Origin of the sequence: Acetobacter fallax (genome assembly GCF_011516735.1) — a bacterium.
In the GTDB taxonomy this organism is placed as follows: domain Bacteria; phylum Pseudomonadota; class Alphaproteobacteria; order Acetobacterales; family Acetobacteraceae; genus Acetobacter; species Acetobacter fallax.
The window spans coordinates 35,837-53,910 of record NZ_WOSX01000015.1 but is presented as its reverse complement, the minus strand read 5'-3'; the positions used below and the strand labels follow the sequence as shown (position 1 = coordinate 53,910).

Genomic DNA, 18,074 nt, shown 5'->3' with positions numbered 1-18,074 from the left:
AAGCTGACAGGTGTTGTTCGGTAATAACGGATTTTTCGGGAAACCACGAACGATAATGTGTCGTTTACAAAGTGCGGCCGATCAGGTCGCCTGGTTTTCGGAAGGAAGCGACATGACCGATCACAGCATCACGGGAAAGACTGTTCTTATCACTGGCGGGGCGAAGAATCTTGGTGCCCTTATTGCCCGTGATCTCGCCGCGCATGGTGCAGGAGCCATTGCGATCCATCATCATGGCGATGCCTCGAAGACCGATGCCGATAAGCTTGTGGCCGAGCTTTCCGGCAACGGTATTACCGCTGTTGCTTTGCCGGGGGATCTGACATCCGCCGGAGCCAGTGCGCAACTTTTCGCGGACACGGTCGCGGCCATAGGTAAACCTGATATTGCGATTAACACTGTTGGCAAAGTGTTGAAAAAACCGATCCTCGACACGACTGAGGAAGAGTTTGACAGCATGTTCGCCGTTAACACGAAAGCGGCTTATTTCTTTATCAAAGAAGCCGGTAAGAATCTGAACGATAATGGTAAAATTCTGAGTGTCGTCACCTCTCTGCTTGGGGCCTATACGCCGTTCTATTCCACTTATGCCGGCTCCAAATCTGCCGTTGAACATTTTACCCGCGCGGCGTCAAAGGAGTTTGGCGAACGCGGCATTTCTGTGAATGCGATCGGACCTGGCCCGATGGACACGCCGTTTTTCTATGGTCAGGAAGGAGCGGATGCTGTCGCCTATCACAAATCGGCGGCTGCCCTGTCCGCGTTCAGCAGGACGGGTCTCACCGATATTGAAGATATCGCACCCTATATCCGGTTCATGGTCTCGGAAGGCTGGTGGATGACGGGTCAGACAATCCTGGTGAATGGTGGCTATACGACGAAGTAGTCGTGGAGATTAGGGAAAGACTTTTTTCCCCGGAAGCATTCCCCGCCCTGGGTCAAAGACCATTACTTTTTGCTATAAGCGTGGAAGCCGGACCGTGATCGCCATGGGCCGGCTTTTTGCCGGAGTATTCATGAGCCGAGACAAAGCCGGGTTTCATCCTCTGTTGCGCCAGCGTGACGGTCAGCATGCGCGTGTCACCAACGAAGAACTGTTCTTTGATCTGGTCTATGTGTTTGCGATCACGCAGATCAGTCACGGATTGCTGCATCACCTGACGCCGCTCGGCGCTCTGCAAACTGCCGTGCTCTGGTTCGCTGCCTGGCTTGGCTGGCAATATGCGGCCTGGGTGACCAACTGGTTCGATCCCCGCACGCCCGCCATCCGTGGTCTCATCTTTGCGACAATGGCGCTTGCCCTCCTCGTTGGCGCGTCGGCCCCGGAGGCGTGGGGTGAGCGTGGCCTTGCTTTCGCACTATGTTATGCGGGCATGCAGACTGGTCGCTCAGCCTTTATCGTCATCCGGCTGCCCGCATCGCATCCGCTGGCTCCGAATTATCACCGTATCCTGGGCTGGGTCAGCATTGCTGGCTGCTTCTGGGTGGCGGGCGGTCTTTCTGACCCGGCCTGGCGCCTGCCGCTCTGGGTTGTTGCTGTTCTTTGCGAATATGTCTCTCCGATGTTTGGCTTCCCGCTGCCGGGTCTGGGCCGGTCCCGGACCCGGGAGTGGACGATTGACGGAGCCCATCTCGTCGAACGCTGCCAGCTGTTCACCATTGTCGCGCTTGGCGAAACCATCATGGCATCCGGGCTGTCCATGGCAGAGGCGAAAATATGGTCGCTCCCGATCCTTGGCGCATTTGTCGTCAGTTTTCTCTGCACGATCGCCATGTGGTGGCTCTATTTCGGGACATCCGCCGAGGATGCGGAGCATGTCATCACCCGTTCGGACGATCCCGGTCGCATCGGGGCGTATTTCCACTACATCCACGCTGTTCTGATCAGCGGTATCATCGTCACTGCCGTCGGCACGGATCTCCTGCTCGAAAATCCGATGGAACATGCGGAAGGGGCTCCTGCCATCGTTATGATCGCCGGGCCGGTCATCTATCTGCTGGCCAGCGCTGTTTATAAGCGCGTGGCCTGTCAGGGCTTTCCCCGCTCCCATCTGCTCGGAGCCGCTGCTCTGGCCATTGTGGGGATGGCAGGCGGCTACCTTCCGATGCTGGCTCTCGCGGGGCTGGCGACGCTTGTTCTTCTGGCTGTCGGCATGACGGAAAAAACGGAGCGGGAGAGCGGCCTGCTTTGAGTGGCGCGGGTGATCGGGATGTCAGAAAATAAGCCCTGGTTCAGCCGGTATTGCAGGCAGAGTGAAGCTGACGGACGTGGTATGGTGAGCGTCATTTACGAAGACTATGCGGTCGCCTTCATGACGATGAAGGGGCAGACCGGTAGTGATCAGACTGGTTGTCCATCGCGGCACGTTCTTCTGAAATGTTACTTACCCCATCGACCAGGACCAGCGAATCACCTTCCGCACTTCGTTCAACTCTGGCGCGAATTCCGAATGCCCTCGCCAGGATCGTCGGTGTCACCACATTCTCGACCGCGCCCGCCCCGATTACCCGTCCTTCCGCCAGCATCACGGCTGAATCTGTCCGCCGCAACGCCATTCCGAGATCATGCATGACCATGACGGTTACCATGCCGCGTGCTTCTGTCTCGCGTCGCAGGACCGCCATCACTTCAAACTGATGCCGGAGATCCAGTGCGCTCAGCGGTTCATCAAGCAAAAGCAGGGCCGGGGACCGGGCCAGGACCTGCGCCAGTCCGACAAGCTGGCGCTGTCCGCCGGATAATTCATCCAGAAACCGCAGGGACAGGTCGGCGATCCCCAGCCGCTCAAGCGTGTCGATGGCGGTGTCGAATGCCTGCTCGTCGGGGTGGGCTCCGCTGGCCCGCATTGAAACCAGAATTGTCTCAAGTGCCTGCATATGGATCGGCGGCGGCAGGGTCTGCGGCATATAGGCGCAGTAATTCGCCCGTTCCGGCGCCCGCATTCCGCCAAGGTCGTGCGGCCCGAGCCACATCGGCCCCTGGACGGGGAAAAGTCCCGCCAGAGCCCGCAATAACGTCGTTTTTCCACTTCCGTTCGGACCCAGCAGGGATGTGATCGTGCCTCCCTCCAGAGGGCCGATTTCGATGCTGTCCAGAACGATCCGCCTGCCGCGTCGACCGGTCAGCGGTCCGGCCTGCAACGCCATCATGATATCCTCCGGTGTCGGAGCACAGTCACCAGAAAAAACGGGATGCCAACAAGCGCTGTCACAATCCCCACAGGCAGAACCTCACCCGGCACCAGGTTTTTTGCCGTGATCGAGGCTGCGGACATGATCAGGCCGCCCACCAGCGCGCTTCCCGGCAGGTAGGCCCGATGATCCTCTCCCAGCAGCCGTCGTGCAATATGGGGCGCGACCAGCCCGACGAACGCGATTGTCCCCGAGAATGCCACGGCCAGCGCTGCCAGAATACTGACCCGCAACAAGGCAGTCAGCCTGACACGCGGCACATCCACGCCCAGGCTGGCTGCCCGGTCTTCTCCCATGCGCAGGGCGGTCAGTGCCCAGGCCGAGCGCAGCGACCAGGGCAGCACCACCGCGCAGGCGACGCCCAGCACCGTGATCTTAGGCCAGGTTGCCCGCGTGACGCTCCCCATTGTCCAGAACACGAGTTCCTGCAACGCGTCCTCTGTCGCCAGGAACTGGAGCAGTGCCACCAGCGCCTGAAACGTGAAAACCAGCGCGATCCCGAACAGGATCACGGTGCCTGTCGCGGCTCCGCGCCAACGTGCTACCAGGTCCAGCAGCAGGGCTGCGCCGATGGCGAACACGAACGCATTCACCGCCACGATCCATTCGCCACCGAGCCATGGTATCGGCACCGGCACGTGCCATCCAAGCACGATCGCCAGTGATGCTCCGAACGCCGACGCGGCCGACAACCCAAGCGTGAACGGGCTGGCCAGCGGGTTATCGAGGATTGTCTGCATCTCCGCACCGGCCTGGCCAAGCGCCATCCCGGTCAGAATTGCCATGACCGCGAATGGCAGTCGGAGCTTCCAGACAACAACGGAGGCCGGGCCGCCGTGATCATTGCCGAGAAGCACCCGCACGATCTCAGAAAACGAAAGATGTGCTGGCCCCAGCGACAGATCGACGAGAAAACATGCGATCAGAACAGCAACAAGACCGATAATAATCCGGATGCGCCGCCGGTTCAGTGCCGCATAAGTTCGGCGAGCTTCAGACCCGTCAGGCCCGCTCACCCTGATCACGAATGTCGTTCCGCTGGTTGCTTCGTCACCGTCTTACGCCAGTTCGCCGCCGCAACAGCACCCGGACGGCGCCCTGATTGGCGCCATGCGAATGTGTCACTGCCAGAACCAGTCGCCGCAAATCATCCCGTCCAAGCCAGAACGGCAGTTCGCGGCGCAGGATTCCGCCTTCGGGTCCGGAGCCAAGGCCGGTCACGACCTCAACACACCGCACACCCTCGCGATGCGACATGACCAGAAACTCACGCAACCGCATAAAAGCGGCCTGTGCCGTCATTCCATGCAGATCCAGACGTCGTTCCGCTGCCGTCTGTCCACGGGCCAGCCGCTTCCAGCTTCCGGTGTCCAGGCCCGTCTGTCGTGTGCCGATCAGGATGGCATCTGCCTGAGGGGGTCGGCCTTTTCGTTTTATGACCCGATTTCGAAGATGGGCTGCGATCGCCATTTCACCGACGGTCAGAAAAGACATGGCTTCGGACGAGAGCGGAGGGACCGGCTCGTGGACTGTTTTGCTTTTCGCCGGCTTTCGTCCGGTCTTTCGGGGAGGCTTTGGCTCGGGGCGGGCCAGTTCTGTCACACGCTCCGCATCGGAGCGGGCTGCTTCCTGCTGCGGCGTAGTCACATTTTTTCTGGCCGGAATCTTTGGTGTGCCGGCAGGCGCAAGCGGCGTCACGCTCCGGGCGAAGTTCGCCCAGAGTTCCCGCTCTTCCTCGCGCACGATCCTGCGCCGCACAGCCTTTTCCCCCACAGTTCCGGTCAGTCTGCTGTCATTGCGTCGCCGGTATCACCGTATGATGCGTCTGTCTCCCCTGTGATCGCAAGACCGGTGCTGTCGTGCGTAGGCTTTCCGGTCGCACTGGTTCAGAGGGGGCATTTTGTTCTTCTGGTTTTGACGGTTTTGTCTGATCTGAATCGTTGGTTTCGTGTGGCCGATGAGGCTGTGCCCTGTCTGGGGAGGTCGGCATGCTCTGGTGGTGGCCGGTGCGGGGCAGTCAGCAATATTGTCTTGTCCGGACCTCTTGTTTTGGGAAGCTGGTATCTGCTTCGTTTTGTATCAGGATGCCGGGGCAGTTTGTCTTTCCTGCCGCCGGTTATTTTCGGGCTGCCTGATTTTATGCCGAAACATATGGAGAGCTATACAGCGCTGCTGACTATTGAAAATGACAGACGGCAGACGTGGGAGTCCGGCCTGTTGCACAGGGAAGAGCGACCTTGCACCTGCAAGGTGGCTGTCCCGCTGATTGTCTTGTGCCGGATGGCGTCGTTTCCGGGTATTACATGCTGAGATAAGGCACTTCGTGGCAGTATGTCGGGATCATGACCCTGTTCGGCAAGCTTCAGCTCACCTTCGACAGGACACCCTGTGGCGTGATGTGATCTCGTCTCGCGGGTTGCTGCGGAGAGCCTTCAGAAATCGAGATTTCCGTAATAGCTCGGCGGGGTGATGCCCGGCACCCGGTCATTCAGCAACGGCCGGAAGCAAGGCCGCGATTTGATCCGCGCGTACCAGTCCCGGGCTGCCGGTGACTTGCTCCAGTCGATCTCGCCCAGGAAATCGAGACAGGACAGATGCGCCGCCGCGGCGAAATCCGCCAGCGACAGAAACCCGCCCGCCAGCCAGCTCCGCGCCTCGGCAAGCTGGCCGATATAGTCCAGGTGCGGACGAATATTCGCATAGCCCACGCGCAGTGCGTTTCCGTCCGGGTTGCCGCGCCCGCTCAGCCGCTTGAAGACTTTTTCGCCGAGGATATTGTTTGTCACGTCCCGTGCGAATTTGTGGTCAAACCACGCCTCCAGCCGCCGGACCTCAACGCGCTCGGCCAGCGTGCGGCCCAGCAGACACGGATCGGCGTAAGCTTCTTCCAGGTATTCGCAGATGACATTCGAGTCCGGGATGGTCAGCCCGTTATCCTCGACCAGCACCGGAACTTCACGGGCCGGATTGATGCGCGCGAACTCAGGGCGCTGCTCCCAGACCCGCTCTGTCAGCGGTTCATAGGGCAGACGCTTCTCGCCCAGTGCCAGCCGGACTTTGCGACAATAAGGTGACAGGGGAAAATGATGTAGGATCCGCATGGGCATGGATTTAAGCGATCCTCAGGCTGTGCGCCAGTATCCCGACGCGCTGTATCTGAAATCAGTATCCGTGCTTCCTTTAGAAGATGTTTCAAAAGTCTCTCTGCCTGCAATCCGGCGTGTGTTTTTTGCGCTTCGGCGCCCGAAACCGCACGCTGGCCGCGCTTTTTGCGGGGCACCCTTAAGCAGCAGAGAAACTTTTGAAACAGCCTCCTGATCACAGGTCTGGTTTACGTGTCATAAGGATGGCGCTCGACAGCCGGATTTCGCCAGGGTACCACCATGATGGAGAAAGACGCGGCGTCCCGGCGCGTCGTTAATATGATGGAAAGAGCGCCCGAACAGTGAGTGTCCCGACAGCGAACTCGCCCTCTGCCGCCGCGGACCCGGGAACCCTGCCAAGAATCCGGGCCGGTGGACGCTCGTTTCTCGCGCTGGTCCTGACCCCGGAAGCGCCGCTGGATATCTGGCTGGACGCGCTGGACCTTCAGGTCAGCCGCTCTGCCGGGTTCTTTGCTGGCAAACCCATTATCCTCGATCTCAGCCTTGTCCCGTCCGACACGCCCGGGCTGGAGAATTTTCTGCCCGTTCTGACGGAGCGCGGCATTCATGTCATTGGCATTGAGGGCGCGGATCGTGACGAGCCGGTCTTTGCTGCCTGGGACTGGCCTGATGGCTTTGCTGGCGGTCGTGTTTCGCCCGAAGCCGATATTCCCGATGATTCCGTCGAGCCGCCTCCGCTTGCGCCTGGTTCCCTGATTATCGAGGAGCCTGTGCGTTCCGGCCAGCAGATCGTCTGGGCAGAGGGCGATGTGATCGTGCTGGGCTCAGTCGCGTCTGGCGCTGAAGTTTCCGCCGGCGGCTCCATTCATATCTATGGCGCGCTGCGGGGCAGGGCGATTGCGGGGATTGTCGGTCGGCCCGATGCCAGAATTTTTGCCCGGGTCATGGAGGCGGAACTGCTTGCCATTGATGGCTTCTATGCGATTGCAGAAGAAATGCCCGCGGCTCTGACCGGTAAAGCGGCCCAGGCAGTTCTTGTCGATGACACGCTGACTTTGCGGGCGGTGAGCTGAGTCCGGGACGTGAATAACTTTCTGTAAGATCTTCGGTTTTACATTGCCCGTTGTCTGACCTCACATTACACACCCAGATCAATTGCTCTCGCTGAGCGTGAGTCGAAAAAAGCATGAAGGACGGACAGTTTATGGCGCAGGTTCTCGTCGTCACATCGGGCAAGGGCGGTGTCGGAAAGACAACGACTACCGCTGCTCTCGGCGCGGCACTCGCAAAAACAGGCAAGTCCGTTGTCGTGGTTGATTTTGACGTCGGCCTGCGGAACCTCGATCTGGTCATGGGTGCCGAGCGCCGGGTCGTGTTCGATCTGGTCAACGTCATTCAGGGAGATGCAAAACTCGCTCAGGCTCTGATCAAGGACAAGCGGCTCGACAACCTGTCGCTGCTGCCCGCCTCGCAGACCCGCGATAAAGACGCGCTGACTGCGGAAGGCGTGGCGAAAGTCATGGCTGAGCTGAAAGAGAAGTTCGACTGGGTGGTCTGTGACAGCCCTGCCGGCATCGAGCGCGGCGCCCAGCTCGCGATGGCTCACGCTGACCAGGCTGTGATCGTGACCAATCCGGAAGTTTCTTCCGTTCGTGACAGCGATCGCATCATCGGGATGCTCGACAGCACCACCGAAAAGGCCAAGGCCGGTGAGAAGATGCCCAAACATCTCCTGCTGACCCGCTATGATCCGGCCCGTGCCGCGCGCGGCGAAATGCTCAGCGTCGATGATGTGCTGGACATTCTTTCCATCCCGCTCATAGGCATCATCCCCGAGAGTTCTGAGGTGCTGAGCGCTTCGAACGTGGGCGCTCCGGTCACGCTGGCCGCCCCGGAGAGCGCGCCCGCCAAAGCTTATATCGAAGCGGCCCGGCGTCTCATCGGCGAAAAAATCGACGTTACAGTCCCGACCGAAAAAAAAGGCCTGTTTGACTGGCTCTTTAAGCGAGGTGCGGCATGAGCTTCCTCTCAAGTCTCTTTCAGAAGAAATCTTCGGCGCCCGTTGCCCGGGACCGGTTGCAGATCCTTCTTGCGCACGAACGCACCAGCGTGGGGGAAGGGAAGTCCGACCTCCTGCTTCAGCTCCAGAAGGAGATCATGGAGGTGATCCGCCGGCATGTTTCGGTCGATCAGGATAAGGTTCAGGTCAAACTCGACCGTGGTGCCAACTGCTCCATGCTTGAAATCGATATTGAGGTGCCGGGACTGACAGATGGCAAGCCGTCGGGTGATGTGAAGACTGCTGAGAAAAAGGCTGGCTGACCAGGACTGGCTGACCGCGATCCGTTTTTGACCGGCCATCTCACAGGAAGACCCGTCCGGATTTTAGTCCGGGCGGGTTTTTTTGTGATTCCATGTTCTGTTACGAGGTCCATGTGGTCAGACGCGGATCATTCTGGCCGATCTGCCGCAGAGTTCGTCTGATTGCATCGGGAAAGCATGAGCGCGAAACGGTAAAATTGCTCCGTCACACCAGACGGACAGACTCATGCGTTCCGATATTGCATTTCCTTCCGAAGGCCGGACACTGCACGACTGGCTCTTTCGAGGTCGCGCCCCTGGCTGCACGCTCTCTGTCTGGCGTCAGCACGCGCGTGTGCTGATGTGCTATGCCGATGCTGATTAACGGCGACACTGTCATGCGGGTGTTCCAGGCTTAGGGCTATGAGACACCGGGGGCGTTTTCCGCCTTATTCCGGCGTTTTGTTGGCACGGCCCCGCGTCTGTTCGTCGCCACGGATCGGGATGACGCGTGACGGGTTTTTGTCGTCCGGATCCGGAGGGAATGAAACGACTGACACTGTTTTTACGCTGCGAGCGTGGCGCAGCCTTCGGCTTTCAGAACCCGTTTTGTCGAGGCAGGGGACCGGCTGAGCATGTGGGCAGGCCGGATGGGGCGGCGGACGAGGTTTCCGCCGCAGTTCGGGCAGAGCCCGGACAACACGTCACGCGCACAGCCTGCACAGAACGTACATTCAAAAGAACAGATCCGCGCTTCTTCGCTGGCCGGAGGCAGGTCGCGATCACAGCACTCGCAGTTTGGGCGCAGTTCAAGCATCCGGGTTGTCCTCTGTCGCTGTGACGGGAGGAGGCTTCAGCTTTCGAGCTGAAGCGCGTCCGTCGTTTCCTGATGCATCTTCGCGCAGAAATCCGGGTTGTCCGCGAGTTTTGTGCCGTAGGACGGGACCATCTCTTTCAGCTTCGCTTCCCAGCCAGCAAGCTGTGTCGGGAAGCATTTCTTCAGGACAGTCAGCATGATTGGCGCGGCTGTCGAGGCGCCTGGTGACGCGCCCAGCAGGGCGGCGACGCTGCCATCCGCTGAACTGATCACCTCGGTGCCGAACTGCAGCACGCCACCTTTTTTCGGATCGGCCTTGATGACCTGCACCCGCTGACCGGCGACGATCAGTTCCCAGTCTTCATCCCGCGCATCCGGAACAAACTCCCGCAGCGCTCTCATGCGGTCAGCATTGCTCTGCATCACCTGCTGGATCAGATATTTCGTCAGCGCCCAGTTGCTGCGTGCCACAGCCATAATCGCGCCGATATTGTTGCCGCGAATGGAGAATGGCAGGTCGAACAGAGAGCCTTTCTTGAGGAATCGTGTCGAGAAACCCGCATAAGGTCCGAACAGCAGGGAGGCCTCGCCGCTGATCATGCGGGTATCCAGATGCGGTACCGACATTGGCGGGGCACCGACCGAGGCCTTGCCATACACTTTCGCCCGATGCGTCGCGATCACCTGTGGGTTTTTGCACCGCAGGAACTGCCCGCTGACCGGGAAGCCGCCCACACCGTGGGATTCCGGAATGCCCGTCTTTTGCAGCAGCTGCAGCGCCGCGCCGCCGGCGCCGATGAAGATAAACCGTGCGCTGACCGTGCGCGTCCGGCCTGTCGAAAGCGATTTGACTTTAACGTCCCAGCGGCCGTCAGGATTGCGGCTGATGTCTTCCACTTCATGCCCGGTATGAAGTGCAATTCCCGGTTTTGCCTTCAGCGCTCCGAACAGAAGATGTGTCAGTGCACCGAAATTCACGTCCGAGCCTGCCGCGATCCACGTTGCCGCCAGTTTCTGCCCTGGAATCCGGTCCTTCATGACCAGCGGCATCCACTGTTTCAGCTGTTCGGCATCCTCGGAATAACGCATTCCGGCAAACAGCGGGTGATCCTTCAGCGCCTCATAACGACGGCGCAGGAAATCGACATTCGCGTTGCCCCAGACGAAGCTCATATGCGGGACGGGGGTGATGAAATCGCGCGGGTTGGGGATCTGTCCGGTTTTTACCAGGAAGGACCAGAACTGACGCGAGACCTGAAACTGTTCGTTGACGTTCACCGCCTTGCTGATGTCGATGCTGCCGTCGGCGTTCTCTGTGGTGTAATTCAGTTCGCACAGGGCGGAGTGGCCGGTGCCGGCGTTGTTCCATGCATTCGAGCTTTCCTGCGCGACATCGTCCAGGCGTTCGAACATGTCGATCGTCCAGTCCGGCTGCAATGTGTTGAGGAAGGTGCCGAGCGTGGCACTCATCACTCCTCCACCGATCAGGACAACGTCCGTTGAGGAACGAACTTCGGTCGTGGCAGCACTCATAAGACTCTCCGGACAGATACGGCGCGACAGGCTGTGGAGCAGAACCCTTCACAACCGGATAATGGCCTGGCGGGGCCGGACGGAACAGACAAACCAGGCACAGAAGACCGCCACCGCGCACCGGTCGGGGCGGGCGGCTGGCATGTTCTGCGCGATGTGCATGAACCGTGCATGGGCTCCGGTATGCACGCGAATGCCGTTTCCCGCGACATCATCTCTTTGCGAGCAACCCGCAGGCAGACCCTTGTGCCAGGCCAGCCCTTCGCTCTCGTCAGAGCTGCGCGGCAACCAGCCCCCTCCCGCATGCGTTTCACTCCGAGGATAAAAAGTCAGGCCGATCCGGCCATCGACAGGAGCACAGAACATGACCATCAAAAAATTCGGCACCGCCCACTGGGAAGGCACGATCAAAGAGGGCAAAGGCCTGATCTCCACCGAGAGTGGTGCCCTGAAAGACCAGCCTTATGGCTTCAACACCCGCTTTGAAGGCAAGCCCGGCTCCAATCCGGAAGAACTGATTGGCGCGGCTCATGCCGCTTGTTTCACGATGGCGCTTTCACTGATCCTTGGTGAGGCTGGTCTGACGGCGACGGCGCTCGACACGAAAGCCACTGTTTCGCTTGAGAAGCAGGAGGGGGGCTTTGCCATTCCGGCGATTCATCTGGCGCTGACCGGAACCGTTCCTGGCGCGACTCAGGAGCAGTTCGCCGAACTGGCGGGGAAGGCCAAGGCGGGTTGCCCGGTCTCGAAGCTGTTTAAGGCTGACATCACGCTTGATGCGACGCTGAACGGCTGAGTCTGATCGTCCGGGATCAGGGCCGCCTGAGGGCGTTCAGTTGTTTGGGGCAGTCTCTCCGTGAGAACTGCGCCGGCAGCTGAGCAGAGCCGGTCCGGCTGATGTGCCGGGCTGGCCTTATCTGCCGCCAGAAAAGTTCCTGCCGTTAAAGGGATAATCTACGTCCCGCTAAAAGAGGCATCGACTGCAGGCAGCTTCATGGCGCAACACGGGCAAGGACCACGTGTGAGCCGGCGCGCTGATCCGGCGCCGGCTCAGGAAGCCCGAAGCGGAGGTTCATCGCCGCTTTGTCAAAATCCTCCGTAATCGCAAATCCATGTCCGGTTAGCAGAGCCTGCATTGCCTCAGGTGAAAAACGGCTGACCCATGGTTCTCCGCGTTCCGCCACACTTTTTGCCCGTTCATCCACATTGCGTCGTACCGCAGGCGAGAAGCTCTCCACCGGCACTCCGTAATCGAACACGATCTCTGCATCCGGAGCCTGCGAGACACAGTTGAGCGTTGCGTCAATCGCCGCCCGGTTCAGATAGATCATAACGCCCAGCCAGATGAAAAATACCGGCCGGGTCAGATCCACACCGCCTGCCCGCAGCGTTTTGGCGAGTGTTCCAAGCCGGAAATCCGTGGTGATGAAATGCAGCGTTTCCGGCACATGAAGTGCCGCCGCGGCGATCCGCTCCCGTTTGAAGCCCTGCAAAGCCACCTGATCGACCTCAAAAACCTGAACATTCGGCCAGGGATTTCGCAGTCCGAACGTATCCAGCCCCGCGCCCAGGATCACCACCTGCCTCACGCCTCGCTGCACAGCCTCTGCCAGCGCATCCTCAGCAATCCGGCTTCGTGCCGCAATGAACAGCCGGAACGGCGTTACCCGCTCCGGGTGTTCCTTTGCACTCCGTGAATACTGTTCAGTGCTATTCCCGAGAATCCGCAGCGCCAGCGGGTCCGGGAATATGGCCCCGCCGTCTGTCACCTGATGCAGTGCGCGCAGCCGGGCAACGCCCGCCGCTGTCGAGGACCAGAGTGGTGAGGTGTCCGGTGTTGTTTTCCGCTGCATGATCGCCCCGAAGTCGCCGCGTTCTGGCTGTCATTATTTTCTGGCGATGATGCCTGATGCGGACAACTGTATTTTGCGACATCGCTGGTATCCGGTCGCCTGACATGAAAGCCATAGATGGGTATTGCGTTACTGTAACGGAATGACTGATCCTGAAACGACCTGCCCGGAGTATTTCCGGTGCATGATGATGACAGCAGCCGCACGGAGTCACGCAGGAGAGAACGATGAATGCGGCGCGTCGCATCCTGATTATGGGTAATAGTGGTTCAGGAAAGAGCTGGCTGGCAAACAGACTGGCCGAACGGCGCGAAATTCATATGGTGGAGCCAGATGGTTTTTAACTGGCAGCCTGGTGGCTTCAGTCAGCCGCGTCCGCCAACAGATGGTCATGAGCGCCGCGGCATCGCCGGCGTGGATTATGGAAGAGGTTTGCGGCTGGCTTGCGACGGCTGCGCTGCCTCGCGCGGAACTGCGATGATGAGTGTGTGCGCAATCTTCAGGAACGGCCTGTCAAAAGCGGTGAGAATGACGAATCACGGACATTTCTGATCCGGTGGTGTCGTGAGTATAAGCTGCGCCGGAAGGCTAATTTATGCTTTGGAAATCGGACGCTTTTTGGAAATTTCGGGGGCAGGAAGCGGATGGTGAAGATGCGGACTGAGATGGACGTCGTTCCACCGGCGTTCCGGACGTGGCAGCCTCTTTGGTCTGAGTCACGCGGCTATCGCTCACCGGATGCATGTTTCTGCCAGCGTTAAGTGCTGATGAAGTCGTGAACTTCCGGAAACCGGCCTGTTAATCAACGGGTCGGGGTGAAGGGGGCCGTGACCCCTTCGGGGTAAGGGCGGAACCCGGTCTTCTGCCAGCCCTTTGAAAAATCACAGATCAATACGTCACGCTGACAGGGCCGGGTTGCCGCCAGCCTTTGCGGCTGACGGATGCGAGGCGGGTAGTGTCAGAGATGTAAGGATGCCGCCGCCTGGTGAGCGGCTTCAAGCGCTGCCGCACGTTGTTCCTCGCCACGGGCGATACCTTCCGCGACAATGATCTCCGGTTCTGTGATCCCGATGAATCCGAACACCGTGCGCAGATAGGTCTCTGTGTGCTCCGCAGTGGCGTAAGGTGTTTCCTGACCATAGAAGCTGCCGCGCGACAGAGCGATGATCACGCGTTTGCCTTTTGCAAGTCCTTCCACGCCATCAGATCCGTAACGGAAGGTGCTGCCGGGGACCAGGATACGATCGATCCATGCCTTGAGCTGTGTCGGGATGGTGAAATTATACATCGGCGCACCGATCACCACGATATCGGCGCCCAGAAATTCTTCCAGAACCAGCGCGCTCGCGGCACGATCGGCCTCGTTGCCGGGAACTGAGCCAGGATGGGCCGGCGGCAGGTTGGCGAGTGTCATATGCGGCAGCGGGTCCGCTACCAGATCGCGCCGGGTCACGGTCAGATCAGACTGAAGGGTCCGGAACTGACTGACAACGGCGGCCGAAATCGTCCGGCTGACCGAGCTGTCGGCGGGAAGAATGCTGGAATCGAGATGGAGAAGCTTCATAAGGGCTGTGTTCCGGTATATATTCGTAACCAGGGCTATCATTGCGACTGTCTGCGCAGGGACGCAAGGAGGCACATTTTTGGTACAGGGGAACATGGATGTAACCGGGGGACAGCACGATCCCGCTCACGGTGACTGCCGTAAGGTGAGTCGTATTCTGGCGCGTGTTGGTGACAAGTGGAGCGTTCTGATTGTTATGCTGCTCGGTGACGGACCGCGCCGCTTCAATGAAATTCGTCGCATGGTCGGGGGCATTTCCCAGCGCATGCTGACCCTGACATTGCGGGGTCTGGAGCGGGACGGCATGGTCACCCGCACCGTTTATCCGACAGTCCCGCCACGGGTGGAGTATGCTCTGACGCCGCTCGGCCAGTCACTGCGTGAGCCGGTGCAGGCGCTCGGGACCTGGGCGCTGGCCAATATCGACAGAGTCGATGCCGCGCAGCAGGAGTTCGATAGCCGGACCGCATGAACACAGATCGGGCCGCAGGGCGCTCCTCCGCCCCGGAGCACGGGCGCTGTCCGTCAGGGATATGGCCTGACCTGACAGGATAAGCCTGTCAGGTCAGAGATGGTTCAGCTTTCGACCATTGTTGTCCGCATTCCCAGCCGGTCCAGCAGCTTCCGGTCCCGCGTCGCCGCCGGGTTGGGGGTGGTGAGCAGGCGTTCGCCGTAGAAGATCGAGTTGGCGCCGGCGAGGAAGCAAAGTGTCTGGGTTTCGTCGTTCATGTTCTCGCGTCCGGCGGCGAGGCGGACATGGCTTTCAGGCATTGTGATCCGGGCCGTCGCGATCACCCGCACGAAGTCGATGGGATCGACCTCATCCGCTTCTCCCAGGGGCGTTCCGGCAACCCGTACCAGCAGATTGATCGGCACGCTTTCCGGGTGCTTCGGCATGGAGGCCAGGGTTGCGATCATGCTGGCGCGGTCGCCTTCGCCTTCACCCATGCCGACAATGCCGCCACAGCAGACATTGATGCCGGCGTCGCGGACGTTTTCCAGCGTATCCAGCCGGTCCTGCCAGGTGCGTGTGGAGATGATCTCGCCGTAATATTCAGGCGAGGTATCGATGTTGTGGTTGTAGTAATCGAGGCCGGCATCCCTCAGGCGGTGCGCCTGCTTCGTGTCCAGCATTCCCAGCGTCACGCAGGTTTCGAGCCCGAGACCCTTCACGCCTTCGATCATCTCGCAGACGGTTTCCAGGTCATGATCCTTCGGGGACCGCCAGGCAGCGCCCATACAGAACCGCGCCGCACCGGCATCTTTTGCGCGTTTTGCTTCTGTGATGACACGATCGACGGCCATGAGCCGTTCAGCTTTCACGCTCTCTTCATGCCGGGAGCTTTGCGGGCAATAGGCGCAGTCTTCCGGGCATCCGCCTGTCTTGATCGACAGCAGCGTGGAGATCTGGACCTCGGTCGGATCGAAATAGGCGCGATGGAGTGTCTGAGCCCGATACAGGAGTTCGGGGAACGGCAGATCCAGAAGATCCTGCACGTCGTCCCGGGTCCAGTCATGACGGACTGCGCCTCTCCGGTTCGCGGGAGAAGGGAAAGGGGCGCTGAAAGGGCTGCCGTCGGCCATGCAAGCATTCCTGGTTGTCTGTGAGTAGCCTGTGTCTGCCACGGAATCCTTCCGATTTACAGAGGATATGGGGAAAGCGGCTCCTGAATTAAGCACTCATTATTCTCTTTTCGGCAAAATCGTAATGAAACAAATTTGCGCGCGGAGATTATGGCGGCCGACGGTGATATCAATGCAGGCACGGCCGTTGACCGCAAGCTTGAGCAACTTGCCGCTCTGGCATTTGCCGCAGCAGATGTTTTGTTCGAAGTCGATCGCGCGTTCCGCATCCGCCATGTCGGAGGCGGAATACAGAAGCTGACCGGCCATCTGCCAAAAGCCGTGCGTGGTCTGTCTCTGTTTGATCTGCTCATTCCGGCTGACCGGGTTTATTTCCGCCGTTCAGTCGAGGAATTTGACAGCACCGGGGCCATGAACCGCATCACGGTCCGTTTCCTGCTGGGAAAGAGTGAGACAAGCACCGCCATCCTGGGCATGTCCGACACTCCTGGCAGTCCGGGCGAGCGGCTCGTTACCGCCACGATCATGGATCGCGCCTTCGTCGCCTGCCCGGAAGACGATGGCCTGCTTGACCGGGACGGTTTTATCAGTTTTGCCCGCCGCCTGACGCCGCCGCCCGGCGAAGCGCCCCGGTTCAGCGTTGTCATGCTGTCCCTGCCGATGCTCCTGAAAACCCAGGCGTCGCGCGAAAGCACTCTGTCCCGTGCCTTTCTCGCCGAAGTGCAGGGTATCCTCAGGACCTATAGTGAAGGGGGAGCCGTCACCCGCCTCAACGATGGCGCGTTCGCCTATATCTGGCGTGAAGACAAAAAACCAGGCGTCATCGAGCAGGAAATCGCCTCCGCGGCCGATTCGCTTCTTGCCAGCACCTACAGTCGCTCCCTGCCGCTCGACTCCTCTCTCCAGGAGCAGAAGGAAATCGAGTCGGCGCTTGATTATGCGCTGACCGCTTTCGCGAAAGACGCCAGCGATACGTTTTCATTCGAAAACCTGCCGGAATGTCTGGCTGCCGCAGTGCATCGTGACCGGGGGCAGGCATCGTCGTGCCGCAATATTATCGAGGACGACACCTTCTTTCAGGTGCTGCAGCCCATCATTGCGCTCAAAACAGGCGCCATTCAGCATTATGAAGTTCTGACGCGTTTCGCGGAGGGCGTGGCGCGCGGCATTGCCAATACAGGTGAATTTATTAAAATTGCTGAGCAGATCGGCATGATCAATACGTTCGATCTGCTCAACTGCGTCAAAACCATCCGCCTTCTGCAGAAAATGCCACCCGGCGTCCGCGTGGCGCTCAACCTTTCCGGCCGCTCCGTGCAGTCACCGGAATTTGCTGATCAGCTAATGAATATTCTTGATGCACCCGATTCAAAAGTTGCCCCCTCGCGGCTGCTGATCGAGATTACGGAAACGCGCGGCATCACGGATTTCGAGCGCCCTACTGCGCTGCTGCAAAAGCTGTTCCGCCGGGGCCACCGAATCTGTCTGGATGATTTCGGAGCCGGTGCGATGAGCTTCGAATATCTCCGTCGCTTTCCCGTCAATTACATCAAGATAGACGGAGAATTTTTCCGGAATGCCATGACAAGCGGGCGCGACAGAATTCTCATCCGCGCCATTGCCCGATGCAGCTTTGAACTCGGCTGCCGGACCGTCGCCGAGATGGTCGAAACCGATGTCGAGGCGGCCATGGCCCGTGAACTGGGAATTGAGTGCGGGCAGGGCTGGCTCTTTGGGAAACCAATCACCACGGATGCACTGCTCGCGACTCTGTCCCGTGGCAGAAACGGCGCGTTTCCGTCGCAGCATGCCCAGGCCGAACCGGAACGACGTTCCGGTTCGCACCGTGCTTCTTCCGCACGGGTGGAACCGGAAGTGCAGCAAAGGTCGCGTCCGCCGGTCGCCGCGGCACAACCCGCCGCCGTCCGCGTCCCGGAACGCAGCAGTGTTCTGACCGGTGGAAACACCTGATCAGGATCGTGCGTTAGCAGCATCAAGCCCGGTCACCGGCGCGTCGGCTTTTCTTGACGTCACGCGTATTTGGGGGCAGGCGTGAGCCAGAATCACGCTGAGCGCTTGCCTGATCGTCTTTCCGAAATACCGAAGGGTCGGGGTGGACTGTCATG

19 protein-coding genes are annotated in these 18,074 nt (G+C 59.7%); 9 read left to right on the top strand and 10 right to left on the bottom strand.

Annotated elements, in window-relative coordinates; translation table 11 throughout:
• Positions 1 to 112: 112 nt before the first annotated feature.
• Positions 113 to 886: an SDR family oxidoreductase gene (locus GOB85_RS09465; protein ID WP_173577299.1), complete on the top strand. Its 774-nt coding sequence runs from the start codon at positions 113 to 115 to the stop codon at positions 884 to 886.
• A 130-nt stretch (positions 887 to 1,016) separates the two neighbouring features.
• On the top strand, positions 1,017 to 2,192 hold the full coding sequence (locus GOB85_RS09460; RefSeq protein WP_173577298.1) for a low temperature requirement protein A: 1,176 nt from the start codon (positions 1,017 to 1,019) through the stop codon (positions 2,190 to 2,192).
• 118 nt (positions 2,193 to 2,310) lie between these two features.
• Here the strand turns inward: GOB85_RS09460 and GOB85_RS09455 are convergent, their stop codons facing one another.
• The 4 genes from GOB85_RS09455 to fzlA form a co-directional block, all read right to left on the bottom strand.
• Positions 2,311 to 3,150: an ABC transporter ATP-binding protein gene (locus tag GOB85_RS09455; protein WP_173577297.1), complete on the bottom strand. Its 840-nt coding sequence runs from the start codon at positions 3,148 to 3,150 to the stop codon at positions 2,311 to 2,313.
• Complete coding sequence (locus GOB85_RS09450) at positions 3,147 to 4,217, bottom strand: FecCD family ABC transporter permease (protein ID WP_173577296.1); 1,071 nt, start codon at positions 4,215 to 4,217, stop codon at positions 3,147 to 3,149. Before GOB85_RS09450 ends, GOB85_RS09455 begins: the two co-directional genes overlap by 4 nt.
• A 25-nt stretch (positions 4,218 to 4,242) precedes the next feature.
• The gene (locus GOB85_RS19270) at positions 4,243 to 4,950 is read right to left on the bottom strand and encodes a Smr/MutS family protein (protein WP_173577295.1); all 708 of its coding nucleotides are present in this window, start codon (positions 4,948 to 4,950) and stop codon (positions 4,243 to 4,245) included.
• A 674-nt stretch (positions 4,951 to 5,624) separates the two neighbouring features.
• Entirely contained in the window at positions 5,625 to 6,293 is a 669-nt protein-coding gene (fzlA, locus tag GOB85_RS09440) for an FtsZ-binding protein FzlA (RefSeq protein WP_173577328.1), read from the bottom strand.
• A gap of 344 nt (positions 6,294 to 6,637) precedes the next feature.
• On the opposite strand from fzlA, the gene minC reads away from it, so the two are divergent.
• The 4 genes from minC (at position 6,638) to GOB85_RS09420 (ending at position 8,982) form a co-directional block, all read left to right on the top strand.
• Positions 6,638 to 7,369: a septum site-determining protein MinC gene (gene minC, locus GOB85_RS09435; protein ID WP_173577294.1), complete on the top strand. Its 732-nt coding sequence runs from the start codon at positions 6,638 to 6,640 to the stop codon at positions 7,367 to 7,369.
• A 131-nt stretch (positions 7,370 to 7,500) separates the two neighbouring features.
• A complete protein-coding gene (gene minD / locus GOB85_RS09430; protein WP_173577327.1) occupies positions 7,501 to 8,316 on the top strand; it encodes a septum site-determining protein MinD in 816 nt (271 codons plus the stop codon).
• Entirely contained in the window at positions 8,313 to 8,618 is a 306-nt protein-coding gene (gene minE / locus GOB85_RS09425) for a cell division topological specificity factor MinE (protein ID WP_173577293.1), read from the top strand. The genes minD and minE overlap by 4 nt, the downstream gene beginning before the upstream one ends.
• 226 nt (positions 8,619 to 8,844) lie before the next feature.
• Positions 8,845 to 8,982, top strand: a complete 138-nt coding sequence (locus GOB85_RS09420) for a hypothetical protein (protein WP_173577292.1) — start codon at positions 8,845 to 8,847, stop codon at positions 8,980 to 8,982.
• Positions 8,983 to 9,162: 180 nt separating this feature from the next.
• On the opposite strand, the gene GOB85_RS09415 is transcribed toward GOB85_RS09420, so the two are convergent.
• The 3 genes from GOB85_RS09415 to GOB85_RS09405 are packed head-to-tail and all read right to left on the bottom strand — an operon-like array spanning position 9,163 to position 11,235.
• On the bottom strand, positions 9,163 to 9,414 hold the full coding sequence (locus GOB85_RS09415) for a DUF1272 domain-containing protein (RefSeq protein WP_173577291.1): 252 nt from the start codon (positions 9,412 to 9,414) through the stop codon (positions 9,163 to 9,165).
• A 36-nt stretch (positions 9,415 to 9,450) separates the two neighbouring features.
• Entirely contained in the window at positions 9,451 to 10,947 is a 1,497-nt protein-coding gene (locus GOB85_RS09410; protein ID WP_173577290.1) for a malate:quinone oxidoreductase, read from the bottom strand.
• A gap of 48 nt (positions 10,948 to 10,995) precedes the next feature.
• A complete protein-coding gene (locus GOB85_RS09405) occupies positions 10,996 to 11,235 on the bottom strand; it encodes a hypothetical protein (protein WP_173577289.1) in 240 nt (79 codons plus the stop codon).
• A gap of 76 nt (positions 11,236 to 11,311) precedes the next feature.
• Here GOB85_RS09405 and GOB85_RS09400 point away from each other — a divergent pair, with 76 nt between their 5' ends.
• Entirely contained in the window at positions 11,312 to 11,743 is a 432-nt protein-coding gene (locus tag GOB85_RS09400; protein ID WP_173577288.1) for an OsmC family protein, read from the top strand.
• A 196-nt stretch (positions 11,744 to 11,939) separates the two neighbouring features.
• Here GOB85_RS09400 and GOB85_RS09395 read toward each other — a convergent pair whose 3' ends face one another.
• Positions 11,940 to 12,800 (bottom strand): class I SAM-dependent methyltransferase, encoded by an 861-nt coding sequence (locus GOB85_RS09395; protein ID WP_173577287.1) that lies wholly within the window; start codon positions 12,798 to 12,800, stop codon positions 11,940 to 11,942.
• Positions 12,801 to 13,758: 958 nt separating this feature from the next.
• A complete protein-coding gene (locus tag GOB85_RS09390) occupies positions 13,759 to 14,364 on the bottom strand; it encodes an FMN-dependent NADH-azoreductase (protein ID WP_173577286.1) in 606 nt (201 codons plus the stop codon).
• Positions 14,365 to 14,458: 94 nt separating this feature from the next.
• On the opposite strand from GOB85_RS09390, the gene GOB85_RS09385 reads away from it, so the two are divergent.
• The gene (locus tag GOB85_RS09385; protein ID WP_173577285.1) at positions 14,459 to 14,836 is read left to right on the top strand and encodes a winged helix-turn-helix transcriptional regulator; all 378 of its coding nucleotides are present in this window, start codon (positions 14,459 to 14,461) and stop codon (positions 14,834 to 14,836) included.
• A 104-nt stretch (positions 14,837 to 14,940) separates the two neighbouring features.
• Here GOB85_RS09385 and bioB read toward each other — a convergent pair whose 3' ends face one another.
• Complete coding sequence (gene bioB, locus GOB85_RS09380) at positions 14,941 to 15,948, bottom strand: biotin synthase BioB (RefSeq protein WP_173577284.1); 1,008 nt, start codon at positions 15,946 to 15,948, stop codon at positions 14,941 to 14,943.
• 150 nt (positions 15,949 to 16,098) lie between these two features.
• On the opposite strand from bioB, the gene GOB85_RS09375 reads away from it, so the two are divergent.
• Positions 16,099 to 17,919, top strand: a complete 1,821-nt coding sequence (locus GOB85_RS09375; RefSeq protein WP_173577283.1) for a sensor domain-containing phosphodiesterase — start codon at positions 16,099 to 16,101, stop codon at positions 17,917 to 17,919.
• Positions 17,920 to 18,074 lie beyond the last annotated feature (155 nt).

What these genes read in the sequence shown, in the direction of transcription:
- GOB85_RS09460 (WP_173577298.1), top strand. Translation starts at nt 1,017, where the DNA reads ATGAGCCGAGACAAAGCCGGGTTTCATCCTCTGTTGCGCCAGCGTGAC.
- GOB85_RS09385 (WP_173577285.1), top strand. Translation starts at nt 14,459, where the DNA reads ATGGATGTAACCGGGGGACAGCACGATCCCGCTCACGGTGACTGCCGT.
- minE (WP_173577293.1), top strand. Translation starts at nt 8,313, where the DNA reads ATGAGCTTCCTCTCAAGTCTCTTTCAGAAGAAATCTTCGGCGCCCGTT.
- bioB (WP_173577284.1), bottom strand. Translation starts at nt 15,948, where the DNA reads ATGGCCGACGGCAGCCCTTTCAGCGCCCCTTTCCCTTCTCCCGCGAAC.
- fzlA (WP_173577328.1), bottom strand. Translation starts at nt 6,293, where the DNA reads ATGCGGATCCTACATCATTTTCCCCTGTCACCTTATTGTCGCAAAGTC.
- GOB85_RS09455 (WP_173577297.1), bottom strand. Translation starts at nt 3,150, where the DNA reads ATGATGGCGTTGCAGGCCGGACCGCTGACCGGTCGACGCGGCAGGCGG.
- GOB85_RS09375 (WP_173577283.1), top strand. Translation starts at nt 16,099, where the DNA reads ATGGCGGCCGACGGTGATATCAATGCAGGCACGGCCGTTGACCGCAAG.
- GOB85_RS09410 (WP_173577290.1), bottom strand. Translation starts at nt 10,947, where the DNA reads ATGAGTGCTGCCACGACCGAAGTTCGTTCCTCAACGGACGTTGTCCTG.
- minD (WP_173577327.1), top strand. Translation starts at nt 7,501, where the DNA reads ATGGCGCAGGTTCTCGTCGTCACATCGGGCAAGGGCGGTGTCGGAAAG.
- GOB85_RS09465 (WP_173577299.1), top strand. Translation starts at nt 113, where the DNA reads ATGACCGATCACAGCATCACGGGAAAGACTGTTCTTATCACTGGCGGG.
- GOB85_RS09390 (WP_173577286.1), bottom strand. Translation starts at nt 14,364, where the DNA reads ATGAAGCTTCTCCATCTCGATTCCAGCATTCTTCCCGCCGACAGCTCG.
- GOB85_RS09400 (WP_173577288.1), top strand. Translation starts at nt 11,312, where the DNA reads ATGACCATCAAAAAATTCGGCACCGCCCACTGGGAAGGCACGATCAAA.
- GOB85_RS09395 (WP_173577287.1), bottom strand. Translation starts at nt 12,800, where the DNA reads ATGCAGCGGAAAACAACACCGGACACCTCACCACTCTGGTCCTCGACA.
- GOB85_RS09420 (WP_173577292.1), top strand. Translation starts at nt 8,845, where the DNA reads ATGCGTTCCGATATTGCATTTCCTTCCGAAGGCCGGACACTGCACGAC.
- GOB85_RS09415 (WP_173577291.1), bottom strand. Translation starts at nt 9,414, where the DNA reads ATGCTTGAACTGCGCCCAAACTGCGAGTGCTGTGATCGCGACCTGCCT.